This window comes from Atlantibacter sp., assembly GCF_032062175.1.
Taxonomy (GTDB): domain Bacteria; phylum Pseudomonadota; class Gammaproteobacteria; order Enterobacterales; family Enterobacteriaceae; genus Atlantibacter.
On sequence record NZ_DAMBQK010000016.1, the window covers coordinates 1 to 19,947 of the forward strand.

13 protein-coding genes are annotated in these 19,947 nt (G+C 55.6%); all 13 read left to right on the forward strand.

Features of this window, described 5'->3' with window-relative positions; genetic code table 11:
- Nucleotides 1–128 precede the first annotated feature (128 nt).
- The 13 genes from tssK (at nucleotide 129) to RT120_RS14445 (ending at nucleotide 19,864) form a co-directional block, all read left to right on the forward strand.
- The gene (gene tssK, locus RT120_RS14385; protein WP_312983554.1) at nucleotides 129–1,469 is read left to right on the forward strand and encodes a type VI secretion system baseplate subunit TssK; all 1,341 of its coding nucleotides are present in this window, start codon (nucleotides 129–131) and stop codon (nucleotides 1,467–1,469) included.
- A complete protein-coding gene (gene tssL / locus RT120_RS14390) occupies nucleotides 1,466–2,155 on the forward strand; it encodes a type VI secretion system protein TssL, short form (protein WP_312983556.1) in 690 nt (229 codons plus the stop codon). The genes tssK and tssL overlap by 4 nt, the downstream gene beginning before the upstream one ends.
- Nucleotides 2,152–3,858: an OmpA family protein gene (locus tag RT120_RS14395; RefSeq protein WP_312983558.1), complete on the forward strand. Its 1,707-nt coding sequence runs from the start codon at nucleotides 2,152–2,154 to the stop codon at nucleotides 3,856–3,858. Before tssL ends, RT120_RS14395 begins: the two co-directional genes overlap by 4 nt.
- A gap of 4 nt (nucleotides 3,859–3,862) precedes the next feature.
- The gene (hcp, locus tag RT120_RS14400) at nucleotides 3,863–4,354 is read left to right on the forward strand and encodes a type VI secretion system effector Hcp (RefSeq protein WP_312983560.1); all 492 of its coding nucleotides are present in this window, start codon (nucleotides 3,863–3,865) and stop codon (nucleotides 4,352–4,354) included.
- Between the two features lie 173 nt (nucleotides 4,355–4,527).
- Nucleotides 4,528–7,182, forward strand: coding sequence for a type VI secretion system ATPase TssH (tssH, locus tag RT120_RS14405; RefSeq protein ID WP_312983562.1), 2,655 nt, complete (start codon nucleotides 4,528–4,530; stop codon nucleotides 7,180–7,182).
- Nucleotides 7,179–9,521 carry a type VI secretion system tip protein VgrG gene (locus tag RT120_RS14410; protein WP_312983564.1) on the forward strand — a complete coding sequence of 781 codons (2,343 nt, stop codon included), beginning with the start codon at nucleotides 7,179–7,181 and terminating at the stop codon, nucleotides 9,519–9,521. Before tssH ends, RT120_RS14410 begins: the two co-directional genes overlap by 4 nt.
- A complete protein-coding gene (locus tag RT120_RS14415; protein WP_312983566.1) occupies nucleotides 9,518–10,438 on the forward strand; it encodes a hypothetical protein in 921 nt (306 codons plus the stop codon). Before RT120_RS14410 ends, RT120_RS14415 begins: the two co-directional genes overlap by 4 nt.
- Nucleotides 10,428–13,451 carry a T6SS effector BTH_I2691 family protein gene (locus RT120_RS14420; protein ID WP_312983568.1) on the forward strand — a complete coding sequence of 1,008 codons (3,024 nt, stop codon included), beginning with the start codon at nucleotides 10,428–10,430 and terminating at the stop codon, nucleotides 13,449–13,451. The genes RT120_RS14415 and RT120_RS14420 overlap by 11 nt, the downstream gene beginning before the upstream one ends.
- A 66-nt stretch (nucleotides 13,452–13,517) precedes the next feature.
- Nucleotides 13,518–14,252 carry a DUF6708 domain-containing protein gene (locus RT120_RS14425; protein WP_312983570.1) on the forward strand — a complete coding sequence of 245 codons (735 nt, stop codon included), beginning with the start codon at nucleotides 13,518–13,520 and terminating at the stop codon, nucleotides 14,250–14,252.
- A 45-nt stretch (nucleotides 14,253–14,297) separates the two neighbouring features.
- Nucleotides 14,298–15,029, forward strand: a complete 732-nt coding sequence (locus RT120_RS14430) for a DUF6708 domain-containing protein (protein WP_312983572.1) — start codon at nucleotides 14,298–14,300, stop codon at nucleotides 15,027–15,029.
- Nucleotides 15,030–15,218: 189 nt separating this feature from the next.
- A complete protein-coding gene (locus tag RT120_RS14435; protein ID WP_312983573.1) occupies nucleotides 15,219–18,218 on the forward strand; it encodes a T6SS effector BTH_I2691 family protein in 3,000 nt (999 codons plus the stop codon).
- Between the two features lie 12 nt (nucleotides 18,219–18,230).
- Nucleotides 18,231–19,070, forward strand: coding sequence for a DUF6708 domain-containing protein (locus tag RT120_RS14440; RefSeq protein ID WP_312983575.1), 840 nt, complete (start codon nucleotides 18,231–18,233; stop codon nucleotides 19,068–19,070).
- Nucleotides 19,067–19,864 (forward strand): DUF6708 domain-containing protein, encoded by a 798-nt coding sequence (locus tag RT120_RS14445; protein WP_312983577.1) that lies wholly within the window; start codon nucleotides 19,067–19,069, stop codon nucleotides 19,862–19,864. Before RT120_RS14440 ends, RT120_RS14445 begins: the two co-directional genes overlap by 4 nt.
- Nucleotides 19,865–19,947 lie beyond the last annotated feature (83 nt).

A 19,947-nucleotide genomic window follows, 5' to 3' on the forward strand; every position in this document is an offset into this window, starting at 1 on the left:
ACAACCCGGGCTTTTTCCGCGTCAGACTGTTTGCCGTACCGCATTTCCAGGTGGAAGGCATGGACGTCAGTCTGTCACTGGTTTCTCAGATGCCGAAGGCAAAATCATAACCTGAGGCAAGGAAGCCGATGAAAACGGAACAACCGTTATGGGGAAGGGGCCAGATGGTCTCTCCCCAGCACTTCCAGCAACAGGCCGCGTATGCGGCCTGGTCTGGGGAATGCATCGCCCGGCTGGGGCTTTCCCACCCGTGGGGAATGATTGAGGCCACTTTCGAACCAGATGTACTGAAGCTGGGCCGCCTGCAGGCTCGTCATCTGCACATTCGTTTCCCGGACGGGACGCTGATTGATACTGATAATGCTGACGCCCTGCCACCGGTGTTATTGCTTGAGAGTGAAACGCAGGACGTGGTGGTGGTGCTGGCACTTCCACTGCTGCGCGCGAACGGCGGCAACTGCCTGAAATCCGATGAGGTTGCCGAGCGTCCGGTGCGATATCGTCAGCGCTGGCGGGATGTCCGCAATACCTTTGGGGATGACACCCGCCAGATTGCAGTGATGCAGCCGGAACTGACGCTGCGGTTTGCTCATCAGAACAACAGCGATTATCTGACCTGTCCGGTAGCCCGCCTGGAGCAGGATTCGCAGGGGACCTGGCTGATTGATGAGACGTTTCTCCCCCCACTGCTGACCATTCAGGGTAGTCGCTGGCTGGTCACTCAGTTGGAACAACTGATGACGCAGTTGCGTGTCCGCCTGAGCCGTCTGATGGCCATGCGTCGTGAAAGCAATGAGCGTATGGCCGATTTTGCCGTGGCCGATGTGTCTCTGTTCTGGCTGCTGAACGCCCTGAACAGCGCCGAGCCCGTGCTCGGGCAGTTTCAGCGTAACCTGCAAAGCCCGCCGGAACGCCTGTTCCCGGAACTTGCCCGTCTGGCCGGCAGCCTGCTGACCTTCTCGCTGGAGCATCAGGTGAGCGCCATTCCGGTCTGGCAGCATGAGCAATTGAATCATGTCTTCCCTCCGCTGTTTGACTTACTGGGTGATTTGCTGGAAGCCAGTCTGCCGTCACGGGTGGTGACACTTGCACTTGACTATGATCCCCGTCTCCACTTCTGGCAGGCTCGTCTGCATGATCCACGCCTGCGGGAAGGGGCTGATTACTACCTTTCAGTGCGTTCACCGATGCCGGTGGCGCAACTCCAGGAGCAGTTCCCGCGTCAGTGCAAGGTAGGCAGTCCGGATCACGTCCGAAGTATTGTTAATTCATCCCGGGTGGGAGTTCCCCTGATGCCGTTGCGCCATGTGCCCGCCGCCATTCCATTGCGCCTGGAAAACCAATATTTCAGCCTCGATGTCTCTCATCCTCTGGCCACGGAAATGCTGCAGGGTGGCACCTGCATGTTTTACGTTCCGGGGATGCTCGGAGAGCCTGAACTTGAACTCTTTGCGGTACTGAGAACATGAGTGAGCGTAAACGCGGCACCGCCGCGCCCATTGATATTGATGCGTTACTGCAGGACACCTGGTTGCAGGTGATCAGTCTGCACCACGGTCCGACATTCCAGGACGGGGAAGGGCGAACGCTGTGGGAGCGTTGTATCGCCGACGTGGAGCGGGTGCAGTGTGAATTGAAAGCGAGAGAGCTCGATGAGGCCAGTTGTCGGCATATTCTCACCGCGCAGTGCGCACTGCTCGATGAGGCGGTTAAAGGCCGCGGCGTGGACGACGACGCCAGCGTGCAGTGGTATGACATTCCCCTGCAGGGGCATTTCCTCGGCACCATGGATGCCGGGGATACGCTGTGTGACCGGATGCGTGATGTGCTGCGCGAACCGGCCCCCGATCGTGACGTTATTACCTGCTTTCAGCGCGTGATGATGCTGGGATTCCTCGGCAGCTTTCGCTCCCTGAACGACCCGGAGCGCCAAAAACTTGTCAACGCTCTCAGTGAACATGTTCCACCCTTCAGCTATCCACAAACCCATCCGATCCTGGCGGAAAGCCGCGGCGGACGGGGTATGGGCGGCTGGCTGGCGTCATGGCCCGTGCGTATTGCTCTGAGCGTGACGGTGGTCGCCGCCCTGTGGTGGGGGTTGAACAACTGGCTTGATCAGATGCTGCTGACCCTGCTGCCGGGAGTCGTGAAATGAATCATGCACAACAGCGAGGCCTTGCGCTGTGGGCAGCCCTGCTGAGTGCCGCTGTCTGCCTGTTTTTTCTGCCAGCATCCCGGCAGGCGGCCATTGTTATTTTTCTGGTTTTTCTGGGGCTGATTACGGCGTCCTGGTACATCGCCCGCCGTCGTGATCAGCACGACGTCACTCTGCGTCTGGATGATCTCCCGGAAGCGACGTACCGCCAGCCGGTGGTGCTGGTTTGTGGCGATCTGCCGATGGCCTGGCCACAGCAGTCACAGGTGCTGACTGTCACGCAGGGTTGTTGGATCCGGGTAGAGGATTTTCAGGACCTGGAGCAGGTGGCCCGCCAAATACTATGGCAGCGCCCGGACTGGGAGCGCCAGCTGTCGGTCATGGTCTGTGTCTGCCCGCAGAAGCACGCTGACAGCGAAGCGTTGACCAGCCGTCTGCTGACACTGCGCTGGCAAATCAGCCAACTGCGTAAGGAGACCGGGCATTCCGTGCCGCTGGTTCTGAATGGTCAGGTCGGCAGTGCGATGACAAATGACATGCTCTGGCAGGCGGCGCTCCCGGGTGAAGGCGTGAGGGTCTGGCGAGAATCCACCGCGCCCTGTTCGATTGCTGCGTGGGTCACCAGCGGCGGTGCGCCTGCAATGCAGCAGCAGGTGTTGATGAACAGCCTGATGGGCTGGTTTCACAGCCACGTCACCGCCGTATTTATGGATGAGAACCCCGATGTGCCGGCTATTGAACCCGCAGCGGTGCTTTGGGGAATGGGACCCATTCTGGCCGGGAGCCTGGCGTCTTCGGCCTGGACGGCGTGGTTGTCCCGTCACACGGCCATGCAGCAGGTAGCAGGCTGGCAGCCGGTAGGGACTGACAGCACGGTGATATCACCGCTGCCGGATTTTGCCCTGCCGCTGTTGCCGGAAGGCCGGGGACTCACCCCTCGTGGCCGCGCCTGGCGCTGTGCGCTGGGACTCTTCACGTTGGCGGCCATTGCAGCGCTGCTCAGCAGTGGCTGGAACAACCGCCAGTTGCTGCACCGCGTGAGCTTCGATATTACGCGTTATTACCGTATCCCGATGAATGATTACGATCCAAAAGCTGATGCCGTCGCGGTCCTGCGAGAGGATGCGGCACTGCTGGATGATCACGCGCGTAATGGTGCCCCGGTCCGGATGGGGCTCGGCCTGTATCAGGGTGAACGTCTGCGCCTTAGGGTGCTGGAGGCCATCCGCTCGTATATTCCGCCACCCCCACCACCCAAACCGCAGGCGAAACAGGCACCGAAAATTGTCCGCCTCAACAGCATGTCGCTATTCGACTCCGGCAGCGCGGACCTTAAGGCGGGCTCCACCCGCGTGCTGGTGAACGCCCTGGTGGGCATCAAAGCCAGACCGGGCTGGCTGATTGTGGTGGCGGGTCACACTGATAACACCGGCAGCCAGCAGATAAACCAGCCGTTGTCCCTGAAGCGTGCCGAAGCGGTACGCGACTGGATGCGTGACTCCGGCGACGTGCCGGAAAGCTGTTTTGCGGTGCAGGGATACGGCGCAGGCCGCCCTGTCACCACCAATGACACGCCGGAAGGCCGCGCGCTCAACCGCCGTGTCGAAATCAGTCTGGTACCGCAGGCGAATGCCTGTCAGCTGCCGGGCAACCCCCCGGCGTCATCGCAGGATGATGACGCTTCACAACACAATGGAGAGTAATTTCATGGCAATTCCTGTTTATCTTTGGCTGAAAGACGACGGCGGTGCGGACATTAAAGGTTCCGTGGACGTTAAAGACCGTGAAGGCAGCATCGAAGTGGTGGCGCAGGAGCACAACCTGTACATCCCGACCGACAACAACACCGGCAAGCTGACCGGCACCCGCATTCACACCCCGTTCCTGTTCACCAAGGAAATCGACTCCTCCAGCCCGTACCTGTACAAGGCGGTGACCACCGGTCAGACCCTGAAAACGGCGGAGTTCAAATGGTACAAAATCAACGACGCGGGCCAGGAAGTGGAGTATTTCAACACCAAACTGGAAAACGTCAAGCTGGTGAAAGTCGCGCCAAAAATGCACGACATCAAGGATCCTTCTTTCGAAAAGCATAACCACCTCGAGCAGATTGAACTGCGTTACGAAAAAATCACCTGGACCTACAAAGACGGCAACATCATTCATTCCGATTCCTGGAACGAACGCGCCACCGCGTAAGCCGCAAGCGGACAGAGTTTCTCTGTCCGCTTTTTTTGCTGAGCGTCCGCAGCCCGCGGGCCTTCAGCAAAGAAAACCACAAACTGCCAGCCCGACCTTGTGCGCTTTGGTCCCCTTCACGGGAAACAGCGAGGGGCGGTAGCATGCCCAGGAAACAATAAAGAGAGAATCTCATGGAAAACCCGGCAATCCTCCTTCGACGTCTTAATCCCTTCAGTGCCCGTGCGATGGAAGGGGCAGCGTCGCTTTGCCAGACCCGCGCCCACGCGGAAATCCTGCCGGAGCACTGGCTGCTGAAGCTGCTGGAGCAGGGCGAGGGCGACCTGACGGTCCTGGCGCGTCGCTATGAATGGGATATGGATACCCTGTGGCAGGATTTGCTCGGCTGGCTGGATAAACAGCCACGCTCTGTGCGCCACCGGCCCCAACTGTCTGACAACATTCAGACGCTGATGCAGCAGGCCTGGCTGACGGCTTCTCTCAACGGAGAAGCGCAAATCCGCAGTGTCCATCTGCTGATGGCCCTGGTGGATAAACCGAAACTGGTACGCTGTGACGGTTTGTGGCCGCTGCTGACCCTGGGACGGAGCCAGCTTGAGCGTTTACGCCCGCTGCTTGATGCGCAATCCGACGAACGCCCGGAAGCCCAGCAGGACGCAGAGCTGGCGCAGAGTCACAGCGGCGACGTGGAGTTTGTAAGTGGTGCGGTCGGGGCAGAGGTAAAAGAGGGTGAGCTCAACCCGGCGCTGCAAAATGCGCTGGATAAATTCACCCTCGACGTGACCGCCAGGGCGCGTGAGGGCAAAATCGACCCGGTATTTGGCCGCGATACCGAAATCCGCCAGATGGTGGATATCCTCTCCCGTCGCCGTAAGAACAACCCGATTCTGGTGGGCGAGCCGGGCGTCGGTAAAACGGCCCTGGTGGAAGGCCTGGCGTTGCGCATCGCTGAGGGCAATGTTCCTGAATCGCTGAAAACCGTCAGCCTGCGCACCCTCGACCTGGGCCTGCTGCAGGCAGGTGCGGGCGTGAAAGGCGAGTTTGAGCAGCGGCTGAAAAATGTCATCAGCGCCGTACAGCAGTCGCCGGATCCGGTGCTGCTGTTTATCGACGAAGCGCACACCATTATTGGCGCGGGTAACCAGGCGGGCGGCGCGGATGCGGCCAACCTGCTGAAGCCCGCTCTCGCCCGCGGCGAACTCAGAACCATCGCCGCCACCACCTGGAGCGAATACAAACAGTATTTTGAACGTGACGCCGCGCTGGAGCGCCGTTTCCAGATGGTGAAGGTGGATGAGCCGGACGACGATACGGCGTGCCTGATGCTCAGGGGCCTCAAATCCCGTTACGCGCAGCACCACGGCGTGCATATCACCGACGAAGCCGTGCGTGCTGCCGTCACCCTGTCGCGCCGTTATCTGACCGGCCGTCAGTTGCCGGATAAAGCGGTCGACCTGCTCGACACCGCAGCGGCCCGTGTGCGCATGAGTCTGGATACCGTGCCGGAGCCGCTGACCCGCATCCGTGCGCAAATTACCGCGCTGGGCATGGAAAAGCAGGCGCTGCTGGAGGATATCGCGGTCGGCAGTCAGCGCCACGGCGAGCGTCTGGCGGCGATTGAGCTCGAAGAGAATAACTGCATCACTGAACGCGACGAACTGGAAACCCGGTACGGTCAGGAGCTGGCTCTCACGGCGCAGCTGCTGGAAAGCCGCCAGGATATCTCCCGTCAGAATGAAACCCGCGACCTGCAACAGGAACTGAACGGCATACAGCACAGCAACCCGCTGCTCTCGGTGGATGTGGATGCCCGTACCGTCGCCAGTGTGATTGCCGACTGGACCGGGGTACCGCTCTCCTCGCTGATGAAGGACGAACAGACCGGACTGCTGAACCTGGAAGGGGAAATCAGCCGGCGCGTGGTGGGCCAGGACGTGGCGCTCAACGCCATCGCTCAGCGTCTGCGCGCCAGCAAAACCGGACTTACCCCGGAGAACGGCCCGCAGGGGGTGTTCCTGCTGGTTGGCCCGAGCGGCACCGGCAAAACCGAAACGGCGCTGACCCTGGCGGACGTGCTGTACGGTGGCGAAAAGTCGCTTATCACCATCAACCTGTCCGAATACCAGGAGCCACACACGGTGTCCCAGCTCAAGGGGTCCCCGCCGGGCTACGTCGGTTACGGCCAGGGTGGCATCCTCACCGAAGCCGTGCGCAAACGCCCGTACAGCGTGGTACTGCTCGATGAAGTGGAAAAGGCACACCGCGACGTAATGAACCTGTTTTATCAGGTGTTTGACCGCGGCTTTATGCGTGACGGCGAAGGGCGTGAAATCGACTTCCGTAACACCGTCATTCTGATGACCTCCAACCTCGGCAGCGACCACATTATGCAACTGCTGGATGAACAGCCGGAAGCGACAGATGTGGAACTGCACGAGCTGATGCGCCCCATCCTGCGCGACCACTTCCAGCCCGCGCTGCTGGCCCGTTTCCAGACCGTGATTTACCGCCCGCTGAATGAGGCCGCGATGCGCACCATCGTGCAGATGAAACTCGCCCAGGTCAGCCAGCGCTTACACCGTCATTACGGCCTGACCACGCACACCGACGAAAGCCTGTATGACGCGCTGACTGCCGCCTGCCTGCTGCCGGACACCGGGGCGCGTAACGTCGACAGTCTGCTCAATCAACAGATATTGCCGGTGCTGAGCCAGCAACTGCTGACCCGGATGGCTGCGAAACAGAAACCACAGTCACTTAGCCTTAGCTGGAGTGAGGAAGAGGGTATCGGGCTGACGTTTGACCGTACACAGGGAGTGAACACATGAGCAGTAATCCCCCGACAAGATTCAGTCATAACCATCATCTGCTGGCGGTGAAGGGCTGCGCCTGCGAAACGGACGTGCTGGCGTTTGAGGGTGATGAAGCCCTGAGCAGGCCCTTCCGCTACCGGGTGGAGTTCACCAGCCCGGAGCATGCCATCAGCAGGGAGAGGATGCTGATGAAGGCGGCATCCCTGACGCTGCAGGCCCCGGTGGACCCGGGCGCCGGGATTAGGGAGCAGCAGCCGGTGCGGGTGATACAGGGTGTGGTCACGGGGTTTGAGCGGCTGGCCACCTCGCGGGATGAAACGCATTACGCCGTGACGCTGCAGCCGCGCCTGGCGCTGCTGGACCGCTCGCACCAGAACGCGGTTTACCAGGACATGTCGGTGCCGCAGATTGTGGAAAAAATCCTCCGGGAGCGCCACGCCCTGCGCGGCCAGGACTTCCTGTTCTCGCTGGGTAACGACTACCCGCGCCGCGAGCAGGTGTTGCAGTACGGCGAGGACGACCTGCACTTCATCACCCGGCTGCTGGGTGAGGTGGGTATCTGGTTCCGTTTCACCACCGACACGCGGCTGAACATCGACGTGGTGGAGTTTTACGACAGCCGCCAGGGGTATGAGAAGGGCCTGGCGCTGCCGTCGGTGCCGCCGTCCGGGCAGCACGCGCAGGGCGTGGACTCGGTGTGGGGAATGGAGAGCCGGTATCACGTGGTGCACAAGCAGGTCAGCACCCGGGATTACAACTACCGGCAGGCTACGGATGACATGAACGCGCAGGCCGACGTGACCCGCGGGGATGCGACCACCTACGGGGAAGCCTACCATTATGCCGACAACTACCTGACGCCGGGCAGCGCGTATGACCGCCACCCGGCGCCGGAGTCCGGGGCGTTTTATGCCCGCGTGCGCCATGAGCGTTACCTGAACGGGCAGACGCAGACCGCCGCCGTGACCAGTTGCCCGGTGCTGTTCCCCGGCCAGGTGCTGAAGGTCACCGGCGGGTATGAAGTGGCGGAGGCGTTTGCCCGGGGTGTGCTTATCACGGGCATGACCAGTTCAGCCCGCCGCGACCGGGATTTTGAGGTGCATTTCAGCGGTATCCCGGACAGCGCGGATGTGGGCTTCCGCCCGGAGCCGGGCAGGCGCCCGGTGATGGCCGGCACGCTGCCGGCGCGGGTGACCAGCACCACGGAAAACGACATCTACGGACATATCGACAAAGACGGGCGTTACCGCGTCAGGATGCTGTTTGACCGGGATAACTGGGAGACCGGCTTTGAGAGCCTGTGGGTGCGCCAGTCCCGCCCTTATGCCGGGGACACGTACGGCCTGCACCTGCCGCTGCTGGCGGGCACCGAGGTGGGGATTGGCTTTGAGGACGGTAACCCGGACCGGCCGTATATCGCGGGCGTGCTGCACGACTCGGCGCACGGCGACCACGTCACCATCCGCAACTATAAACGCAACGTACTGCGGACGCCTGCGAACAACAAAATCCGTCTGGACGACAGCCGTGGCCGGGAGCACATCAAGGTCAGCACGGAGTACGGGGGCAAGAGCCAGCTGAACCTGGGGCACCTGGTGGACGGTGAAAGGCAGCCGCGCGGCGAGGGGTTTGAGCTGCGAACAGACGCGTGGGGGGCGATACGGGCGCAGAAGGGGATATTTATCACTGCGGATGCGCAGATTAAAGCACTGGGCCAGGTTCAGGATATGGCTGCGGCACTGGGTACGCTAAACCAGGCGCAGGGGTTGGCAAAATCGCTGAGTGAGGCCGTAGCCACTGCACAGGCCGAACTGGCACAGATTCAGGCGCAGAAGACCCTGTTGGAGTCCTCGCTCAAAAACCTGCAGCAGTCTGCCTTGCTGATGAGCGCCCCGGACGGTATCGCCCAGGTGTCGCCGCAAAGCATTCAAATCAGCAGCGGGCAGAACTTTATTCAGACCTCAGGAGAAAACACAGATTTTAGTGTCTTCAAAAAATTCACGGTAGCGGCAGGTGAGATAATCAGCCTGTTTGCCAAAACGCTGGGCATCAAAATCTATGCCAACAAAGGGAAAGTGGATATTCAGGCGCAGGGAGATGCGATGGCGCTGACGTCCCTGAAGGCCATGACCATTATCAGTAAAGATGATGAAGTGTTTATCCAGGCCAGCAAAAAGCTGACGCTGTGCTGTGGCAAAACGGCCGTGGTTATTGAGCCTTCCGGTGTGAATATTTACACGCCAGGCGATGTGAACGCTAAATGTGCCAGCTTTAATCAGCAGGCTGCGCAGAGCTTCAGTCCCGCACAGCCAACGCTGCCGCCAGAAGCTAAATGCGTGGAACAGGTATCATGATGGAAAATAACAACAAGATGACTGCCTGGCTCAACCAGCATACGGATGAATATCGTTATCTTTTAGTGGATCCCCTTAAAAAGATTGCCAGCGCTAACTTACTGAGCTTGCCTAAGTTACAACAACCGGGGAGAGAAACTATTTTTCCGGTTCTGCGCGCTGATCTTGCTTATTCACCAACACACTGCCCGCATCTGGTTTTGCTTGCCCGGCCAGGCGAATCATGTCAACCGCCATGGATAACTCATGCTGAAAATTATGCACAAAGTGAAGTTCTCCAGGAGAAACGGTACATCTGTGGATGGCTTTCCAGCGAAGAGGAGCCAGAATCGCTTGCCATTTCACTGGCAGAGCAATGTGGCAGGGTGAGTAACACATTTTTGCCGTTTTTTGAACCCTTACGCTTTGAACTGCTACAGGCCATGAGCCCGGAAGATGGCCTGGCCGGGAGTATCTGGCCCGTTAGTCACTGGTGGTATATGACTGTAGCGGGCGAACTAGCCTGCCAGATCGGTAAAGAAACAACTGATAAATGGCGGTTGAATTGGGGAGGCGAATGGGCACAACAAAACGTACGAGCTATTGGACAAATTCTGAAAGCCTGGGGTTCTGTCTGCACGACCATGCCTTCTGATTCGGCAATACAGGCTGCGATGATGTGGAAAAAAACGGAAGGAACGGGTCTGAATGATATCAGGGATAGCTATTTTCTGGCTGCCTACAGCCTTGGGCTCGGTGTTGATATTGCAGAACATCCGGCAGTAAAAGAACGGATGCAGCAAGTTATTGCCGATCCTTCCCTGCGTTTATCTCAATGCCTGGAGGCTCTGCCGGCGTCAATAAAGCAGGAACTTTGGAATAAAGCTCCAGCAGTCCAGCAGGACGAAAATAAAGGAATGCACCAACATGACATCTGACGATCAAATTGGCCAGTATGCTGACGCCAGCGAGCAGGCTGCATCAACCCCATCAGGGTGCAAAGCCTGTCAGCGAACCGGCTTACCGATTTTTCCACTACGGGTGGCGGCGGTGCCAAAAGCTCTGGTGAACTCTGGCTGGAAACCGGTTGTTCCAGAGCAGGATGTCGCGTTGACAGGAGGCGAATTTAAATACGCCTTGCGGACTCTGCGTATGGGATATTTATACGTGTTGCTGGATAAAAAAGTCTGGCAGGGCTACCAGGTAACGGCAGAGGGGTATCTGCGGCAGTTTGATCCTATGGCGATGCCAGAAGGGGATATGGTGGAGCCATTGAGTCAGTCTTGCCTGACAAAGGGGCATGATATTGCCGCGAGTTTTATCAATATTGATGACAAGAAATATTCACAGGCGTGGCTGGCGTTCAGTAGCGATCCATGGAGCACTGAAGTACTAAAAGCTTACCAGAGTGGGATCCGTCCATCGGAGCGGTTTACACAGGTAAGCCTGCCGTCGCTGAAAAAAACACCGTCATCAATTCCAGAAGCGCTTGCGCTGGATGCGTCACTGTCGGTCCTGAAAGCGAATGTGGCGGAGTTTGCGACTAATTTCTTCCCGTACACTGAGAGAGTAGCAGGTGAAGTATCGGGAAGTGCGCATGGATTTTACCCGCGGCTTGACAGCGCGTCTGCCCTGGGGATGCGTGTGGCTCAGATGAGTCAGCAGTATGGGTGTCAGATAGCCGCACTGGCGCTAAATGATGAAGTGGGCGTAGTGCAGGAGCTGAATAATGCCCGGATACAGGTGGCCGACGCCTGTCAGGCGTACACCTCAAAGCCGGAGATTTTACATAAGCATTTCATTTCTCAGGGTATCTGCCAGTATCTTGATGCGATGAAAAAGGCGATTGATAAGCGTAGTCAGCCGGCATATCAGTTTCCTGAAAATATGCCGACAGTCTGGGGGGGTAAGAGTATTCCTGCGGAACAGGTTGCCGAAGAAACGTTTGCTGAACAATACGCCCGTTTGCAAAAAAGTTATGACGAACCCGCGCGAGCAGCGTTCGCCACTGATTACGGGAACTGGATGCAGGGTTGGGAAGAGAAAAATAAAGCAATCGGGAAAGAACTTGCCGCCTGGTATCGGGCAGACTCCTGGCTGAAAACCATTATAAATGATTATGCGCCGGATAGTTGCGCGCGAGGCTGGGATAAGCAGTTTCAGACAGTCTCTGCCTGTATTCAGGGAGGCGGAATGGATGCCGAAACCGATAAAGTCTGGCTTGAGTGGGTGAAAACCGCCAGTTCGCCTGCATATATCGGGTTTGCAGGAATGCAGTCATCATTGCTGGATACTATTCTGAGTGGCGGCAATGTCTACAGCAACAGTAAAACGGGGTTACTGTCGGATGAATTCGGCAATTATCTGAAGAGTGTGGCAATAAAGCGAAGCTGGGCCAGCCGGATGGCCGCGCTCAGCGGATCGGTCGCACGACTGAATCAACAACTGGATGAAGCGGCTTATAGAGGATTTCACCGGATGATGCAGGCCGGGATGCTGACGGCGACCGGGGAATCCGTTGTGGTGTTCGAGTACAACACGACCATCGGTCAGCTACAGAAAGATATTAAAGCGGGCTCCTGGTACTCGGCGATAATGGCTAAAAATGACACTCCTTTTGGCGGTATCGGAAAGCGTGGCAGTACCTCGGCAACAGACTGGGTTGTGGGGATTAAAGATAAGGCGCTGCTTTCACAGAGGATCCGGGTGCAAAAGAGTTTCCTGGGAACGCTGGAAGAGATAGAGAAAACCCTGAAGGAGATCGGGCAAACCGATCTGCCCCTCAATAATCCGGCACTGCTGAACCACTTCCACGACATGCATATCTCCGATATTTCATTGCAGAATAAGGCGGGCGTCAATGTGATGGTGAGCCGCCCGCAAATAGAGGCGTTTAATGAGCGAATGCGGCGGTATATCAGCGGCAACGGCTTTGGTGTGGTGCTGGCGATGGGAATGCTGGGACTACAGATAGCGGACTGGGGGGCGAAAGCAAAAGGCTTGCAGGATGCGATGGGTAACGATCCCGACGCGACTGCCGATTATGCCATTAATCGCCTTCTGGTATTCGGCGCGATTGCTGAAACAACGGGCTTTGGGCATATGCTGACCATCAAAAAGAACTGGCTGGTGCTGGGGGAAGACTTTGTGCATCCGCTGGTTAAATTTGGCGGCGTGCTGGCGGGTGTGGCGTCGGTGGTTGATGGGGTGAGGATGTGGATTCACGCAGAGGACGCTGAGAAAGCTGGCGATGAAGATGCTGCATTTTTATATAAAAAAGCAGCTCTTGCTACATTGGCAGGGGGGCTAATCAGTGGTGTCGGAGCATATTTAGGTGTATTTACTCTATTTAGCGAAACATGGTTTTTGGGGCCTGCCGGATGGGGAGCCGCATTAATCCTGGCGGGTATGATATGGGCGTATGAGGCAAATCAGGAGCGCAGTACCCCATTTGAAATCTGGCTGAGAAGTTGCTGTTTTGGCATTCCCCACGACAGCGATATTGTGTGGCAGGCAAGCAGCCTTGCGGATCTGAATACCGCGCTAGCGGCCTATAACGCTATTACCAGCGGCATGGTGGCTGAGGTGGCGATTACTGGCACCGCGCCCATTCAGTCTGTTGATTATAATCGGGTAGACATTAAGCTGTGCCTGCCGGGTTATCACGATTTCGCTTCATCCTGGGAACTGTGCCTGACTGGCGGTACGGATAATCGCGTATTATTTTCGAAAGCGTATAACCTGCCGGACAAGGTGGATCAACCGGCAATTAACAGAACAAGTCAGTATTCCGACAGTTATCAGCAGGCCGTTGAGAACGACAATCTGATTATACAGATTACCATCTGGGTGAAACAGAATCGTAATCCTGTCGTCGCGCTTGTGGCCAGCTACTGGCCAGATAAATTGGATGCGCATAATAAGCTGGCGCTGACGGTAACTGCTGAGTGAAGTTGGTTGGCAACGGGTATGGCTGGCAATGAAAAGTCAGAAAATAATTAACAGAATGATGGAAAAATGGCGATGAAAGAATCTCGCTTAATCCCGCAGGCCAGTAACTGGGATGAAGATTTACCCGAACCGACGGAAGAACAGCGTGTCTATCCCCGGCTGATACGGGTGAATAAAATTAATGATATCTGGATGGAAATTCCACGTTACGAAAATATCACATGGGGAGGGTTATGGTTCTTTGCCATTATCTCATTCATCCCTCTTTGTATCGTTTTTATATCTATACATGATCTCGGATTTTCTTATAATTCATTTTTAAATGTGATATTTATTTTTATTTCTATTTCAGTGTCTCTTTTTTGTTTTCGAACAATATTATTTGTCCCTCGTGGTACTCCTGTCCGCTTCAACCGCAAGCGGCAGAAAGTCTACGTCTACGAGCATCAGCGTGGCGTCTGGCCGTGGAAGCGCTGGCCGACGACCATCAAAGTGTTCAACTGGGCAGATATTCACGGCGAGCGGGTGTTTATGGCCGGACGTGCCGATTACGGCCACCGGCTTTACTGCGCGGTCTGTAAACCGGGCACGTATGAAGTGCTGGACCGCTTTATCCTGAGCTGGACAGTGGGCGACATCAATATGATTTACGGCCTGTGGAGCCACTGCTGCCAGTATATGCAGGGTAAGGCTGTGTCGGATAAGCCGCTGAAGACAGATGTTCCCCTGAGCTGGACGCCGTTTAAAAATATTCACTGGCCGGAAGATATCGACCGTGAGTCAACAACAGCCTCTGATTAAGCTGGTAATAAAGCGTCAGAAAATAATTAACAGGGTTATGGTGATATGGCGATGAAAAAATCCCGCTTAATTCCGCAGGCCAGTAACTGGGATGAAGATTTACCCGAACCGACGGAAGAACAGCGTGTCTATCCCCGGCTGATACGGGTTAATGAAATCAATGATATCTGGATGGAAATTCCACGCTATGAAAATCACGGATGGGGAGGGTTGTGGTTTTTTTTAATAATTTCAATTCTTCCGCTAATTATTGTATTTCAGTCAATCAGTAGGAGTGTTATTCATTTTGATCTATTCTTTTATACATTATCATTTTTTATCATTTCCTTTTTCCTGTTTCTCTTCCGAATGGTGTTATTTGTTCCCCGCGGCACTCCCGTTCGCTTCAACCGCAAGCGTCAGAAAGTCTACGTCTACGAGCATCAGCGTGGCGTCTGGCCGTGGAAGCGCTGGCCGACGACCATCAAAGTGTTCAACTGGGCAGATATTCACGGCGAGCGGGTGTTTATGGCCGGACGTGCCGATTACGGCCACCGGCTTTACTGCGCGGTCTGTAAACCGGGCACGTATGAAGTGCTGGACCGCTTTATCCTGAGCTGGACAGTGGGCGACATCAATATGATTTACGGCCTGTGGAGCCACTGCTGCCAGTATATGCAGGGTAAGGCTGTGTCGGATAAGCCACTGAAGACAGATGTTCCCCTGAGCTGGACGCCGTTTAAAAACATTCACTGGCCGCAAGCGCTGGACCAGGAATCCAGAACCGCCCCGGAATAAAGTCCGTGAGGCAGAGTTCTTGCCCCGGAACCGATACTGAACAGCATCCGGCAGTGCAGGCCCTGATACAGCAGGCCACTGCCGCCCCCTCCCTGCGTTTATCCCGGTGTTTGCAGGCCCTGCCGGAGACGGTAAAGCAGGAACTCCGGGCCGGAACCCGGCATGACAAAAACAAAGGAGTGTCCCGCCATGACATCAGACGAACAGATTGACCAGTATGCCGCTGCGAGTGAACAGGCCGCCGCAACCCCGTCGGGGTGTAAGGTCTGCCAGCGAACCGGTTTGCCCGTTTTTCCCCTGCGGGTGGCGGCGGTGCCAAAAGCCCTGGTCAGCTCAGGCTGGAAGCCGGCCGTGCCGGAGCAGGATGCAGGGCTGACGGGCGGTGAATTTAAGTACGCGCTGCGGACCCTGCGCATGGGGTATCTGTACGTGCTGCTGGATAAGAGAGTCTGGCAGGGTTATCAGGTGACAGCAGAGGGATACCTGCGGCAGTTTGATGCGTTGTCGGTGCCGGAAGGCGACACGGTGGAGCCGGTGAGCGAAGCGTGCCGGGAGCAGGGACACTGCATCAGCGCCAGTTTTATAAACCTGGATGAGAAAAAATACAGGGAGGCCTGGCTGGCTTTCAGCAGCGACCCGTGGAGCCGGGAAGTGCTGGCAGACTACAAATCGGGGAAGCGCCCGGACAGCCGGTTTAGGAAAATATCCCTGTCCACGCTGAAAGAAAGCCCGGGCAGCGTGCCGGGGGCGCTGGTGCTGGACCCGTCGCTGGCCTCACTGAAAGCAAATGTGGCGGAGTTTGCGACGCAGGTGTTCCCCCGCACGGAGAAAGTGGCAGGGGAGCCGTCCGGGGGCGCGCACGGTTTTTATCCGCGGCTAGAGAGTGCGGATGCCCTGGGGCTGAAGGTAGCCCGGCTGGGGGCGCAGTACGGATGCCGGATAGCGGCCCTGGCGCTGGATGACAGCGTGGGCGTGATACAGGAGCTGAACAACAGCCGGCTGCAGATTGTGGAGGCGCGGCAGGCCTATATTAATTCACCGGGAATATTACACAAGTCGCTGGTTTCACGGGCAATTAGTGGTTATATGGAAAGCCTGAAAAAAACAACAGAGGAAAACAACCAGCCACGCTACGAGCCCGCAGCGGATATGCCCACTGTCTGGGGCGGTGAAGTTATTGCGAAGGAGCAGGTGGCGCGTGAAACCTGGGCCAGCCAGTACGCCCGTCTGCTTAAAAGCTATAGTGAAACCGATCGTGCCGCCTTTGCCGCTGACTATGAAGGGCGGCTGAAAAAATGGCAGCAAAGAATTGAGGCAACCGGTAAAGATCTCGCAGCCTGCTATCAGTCTCAGCGCTGGCTGAAGCTAATAAATCACGACTATTCCCCTGAATCCAGCGCGGCTAGCTGGGCAGCGCAGTTTGCCACGGTGACGTCCTGCCTTCAGGGGGGCGCTCAGGACACCGAACTGGATAAAATCTATGCTTCCTGGGTAAAAACGGCAGACTCTCCTGTATATATCGGATTCATGGGGCCGACTCCCTCGCTGCTGGGAACCGTCTTTGCCGGCAGCAGCGGATATGCTTATGTAAAAACCATGTTTGGTTCAGACGAATTTGCTGATTATCTTAAAACGCCTGCTTTGCAGGAGGCGTGGGCCAGTCGGGTAATATCGCTCAGCGGCTCGTTAAACCGGCTGGCGCTGAAAGCCGATGATACTGCTCAGCAGGGATTCCGCCGCATCATGCAGCAGGCGCTTATTACCGCCGCGGATCAGGAAGTCACGTTTGTGGAATTCACCACCACCCTTGGCAGGTTTCAGGAGATGGTGCGTAAAGGCGCCTGGCTGCAACCCGTGATGGCTGAAAACAGCAATACCTTTGGTGGAATGGTGCAACGCGGTGGCACGGGTGCAGCCGGACAGGCCATGTTTATTAGCGACCCACTCCTGCAGGCGAAAGTGATAACGGTCAGAGTCAGCATCCCGGAGCCGTTGAATACCGTAAAAAACATGCTCAATAAGAATGGAAAATTCAGCGCCGATACCCTGGCAGCATCGCCTCTCAGGGTTTCGCAAGTGTCCCTTCAGGCGGAAGCAGGTAACCTGATTTCGACGGTAAGCGAGGAACAGCTTCAGGCTGTTTATAATGAGCGTACCCTGCGTTACGCCAGTGGAAATGGTGTGGGGATTGCACTGTCGGCTATTATGCTTGCCCTGCAGATATCTGACTGGAATAAAAACGCTGAAAGCGTGAACGATGCCACAGGAAATGACAAGGATGCCCGGCTGACTTATTCCATTAACCGTCTGATGGTGCTGAGTGCCGCGACTGAAATCGCTGGTTTTGGTCACATGCTGACGATTAAAAACAGCTGGGAAGTATTACCCAAAAATTATGTTCATCCTTTAATTCGCGCCGGGGGTGTGATTGCGGGTGTGGCGGCGATAGTGGATGGGGTGAGGATGGGGGTAAATGCGAGAAATGCCAATAAGGAAGGCGACAAAAAAGCTGGTGAAGCATATTACAAAGGGGCTATTTTCACAGCTCTTGGGGGATTTATAAGTGCAGGTGGTGCATATTTGGGATTATTCAGCCTCTTAGGTCCTGCTGGTATAGGGGCATTATTGATAATAACTGGTGCTATATATACTTTTGAGGCACAGCAGCTTAGGAGCACACCATTTGAAGTCTGGCTTCGTCGCTGCTGTTTTGGTATCCCAAAATCCCAGGATGTTGTCTGGCATGCTGAAAGCATGGATGATATGAAGGCCTCGCTGGCGGCGTTTAATGCTGTTGTGAATGGCATGGTGGCCGAAGTTGGTTTTGAGGGATTGTCGGAAATACAGGGGCAACGATTTACTAAGCTTGAGTTGCACCTGAATTTACCGGGATGCAAAGAGGCGACCTCAGCCTGGGAACTCAGTCTCACCGGCGGAGGGAGCAATGAAATGCTGCTTGCAGAAACGCATAATGTGGAAGGCAAAATAGACGGCAGGCGGGCTCTTCCGGCCTCAAATTACTGTTCTGGTGGGTATAAGCGTTTTACCACCGATAATGGAATGGAAATCAGGGCTGAAATCTGGGTGGGAGAAAGTCGGTATAACACTGCAACATTGCAGGCCACTTACTGGCCGGATAAAACCGATCTGAATTACAAGTTAGGACTGACAGTTAATACAGAGCGATAAAGGAATAGCACTGTGAGAAAAAAAGATGATGTCCCAGTAGATATGGGATACAGGATGCAGAGTCGTCCGGGACAGGAAAGGAAATTTTCAAAACTGACACCTCAGGCAGAGAAATGGGAGGAAGATCTCCCGGAAAAATACGATCTCCAGCAGCCAACACCACCAAAACTTATTCGTGTGAATGAAATTAATGAGACATGGATGGAAATTCCTCGGTACGAAAATATTATTTGGTCAGGAATGTGGGCGATTTGTATTGGTAGCGCTATTTTTATCAGTTTGAATTATTTTTTCTTTATGTTGCCAGATTTTTTTTCGGAGATGTCATGTGATGATAAAGCTGAAGTGTTATTACTTAATTTTAGCTTTATATCCTTGTTTATGTTTTTTTTTCGGATGGCTTTGTTTGTTCCCCGTGGCACTCCTGTCCGCTTCAACCGTAAGCGCCAGAAAGTCTATGTCTATGAACACCAGCGCAGTATCTGGCCCTGGAAACGCTGGCCTGTGGTCATTAAGGTTTTCGACTGGACCGACATTCATGGCGAAATGCTTCAGCAGTCTGGCCGCTACGATTATGGTCACCGCCTCTCCTGCGCGGTATGTAAACGCGGCACCCTTGAAGTTGTCGACCGTTTTATCCTGAGCTGGACAGTGGGAGATAACCGGATGATCCGGGGCCTGTGGAACCACTGCTGCCTGTATATGCAGTATAAGCCGGTGCAGGAAACGCCGCTGCTGACCAGAAAGCCCCTGAGCTGGACACCGCTGAACACTATCCGCTGGCCGGAAGAGCTGGATAAGGAATCCAGAACCGCCCCGGAATTACAGAGCGATAAAGGAATAGCACTGTGAGAAAAAAAGATGATGTCCCGACAGATATGGGGTACAGGATGCAGAATCGTCCGGTACAGGAAAGGAAATATTCAAAACTGACACCTCAGGCAGAGAAATGGGAGGAAGATCTCCCGGAAAAATACGATCTCCAGCAGCCAACACCACCAAAACTTATTCGTGTCAATGAAATTAATGATACATGGATGGAAATTCCTCGGTACGAAAATATTATTTGGATTGGAATATGGCTTTCTATAATTTTATTTTTATTTCCAGTTGCCATTTTGATGATTTTTGCTTTAGAAACTGGAATTGCAAATGATTTATTTTTTAATGTCATTAGTGCTTTTATTTCTATTTCTTCCTCTTTTTTTAGTTTCAGGATGGCTCTATTTGTCCCCCGTGGCACTCCTGTCCGCTTCAACCGTAAGCGCCAGAAAGTCTATGTCTATGAACACCAGCGCAGTATCTGGCCCTGGAAACGCTGGCCTGTGGTCATTAAGGTTTTCGACTGGACCGACATTCATGGCGAAATGCTTCAGCAGTCTGGCCGCTACGATTATGGTCACCGCCTCTCCTGCGCGGTATGTAAACGCGGCACCCTTGAAGTTGTCGACCGTTTTATCCTGAGCTGGACAGTGGGAGATAACCGGATGATCCGGGGCCTGTGGAACCACTGCTGCCTGTATATGCAGTATAAGCCGGTGCAGGAAACGCCGCTGCTGACCAGAAAGCCCCTGAGCTGGACACCGCTGAACACTATCCGCTGGCCGCAAGCGCTGGACCAGGAATCCAGAACCGCCCCGGAATAAAGTCCGTCAGGCAGAGTTCTTGCCCCGCAACAGAAAATGCGCAATACCCGACAGTACAGGCGCTGATACGACGGGTTACTCAT

Bases quoted from the DNA above. Each gene is read 5' to 3' on its own strand.
- RT120_RS14435 (WP_312983573.1), top strand. From the start codon at position 15,219: ATGACATCAGACGAACAGATTGACCAGTATGCCGCTGCGAGTGAACAG.
- tssH (WP_312983562.1), top strand. From the start codon at position 4,528: ATGGAAAACCCGGCAATCCTCCTTCGACGTCTTAATCCCTTCAGTGCC.
- RT120_RS14420 (WP_312983568.1), top strand. From the start codon at position 10,428: ATGACATCTGACGATCAAATTGGCCAGTATGCTGACGCCAGCGAGCAG.
- hcp (WP_312983560.1), top strand. From the start codon at position 3,863: ATGGCAATTCCTGTTTATCTTTGGCTGAAAGACGACGGCGGTGCGGAC.
- RT120_RS14415 (WP_312983566.1), top strand. From the start codon at position 9,518: ATGATGGAAAATAACAACAAGATGACTGCCTGGCTCAACCAGCATACG.
- RT120_RS14430 (WP_312983572.1), top strand. From the start codon at position 14,298: ATGGCGATGAAAAAATCCCGCTTAATTCCGCAGGCCAGTAACTGGGAT.
- tssK (WP_312983554.1), top strand. From the start codon at position 129: ATGAAAACGGAACAACCGTTATGGGGAAGGGGCCAGATGGTCTCTCCC.
- RT120_RS14395 (WP_312983558.1), top strand. From the start codon at position 2,152: ATGAATCATGCACAACAGCGAGGCCTTGCGCTGTGGGCAGCCCTGCTG.
- tssL (WP_312983556.1), top strand. From the start codon at position 1,466: ATGAGTGAGCGTAAACGCGGCACCGCCGCGCCCATTGATATTGATGCG.
- RT120_RS14425 (WP_312983570.1), top strand. From the start codon at position 13,518: ATGGCGATGAAAGAATCTCGCTTAATCCCGCAGGCCAGTAACTGGGAT.
- RT120_RS14410 (WP_312983564.1), top strand. From the start codon at position 7,179: ATGAGCAGTAATCCCCCGACAAGATTCAGTCATAACCATCATCTGCTG.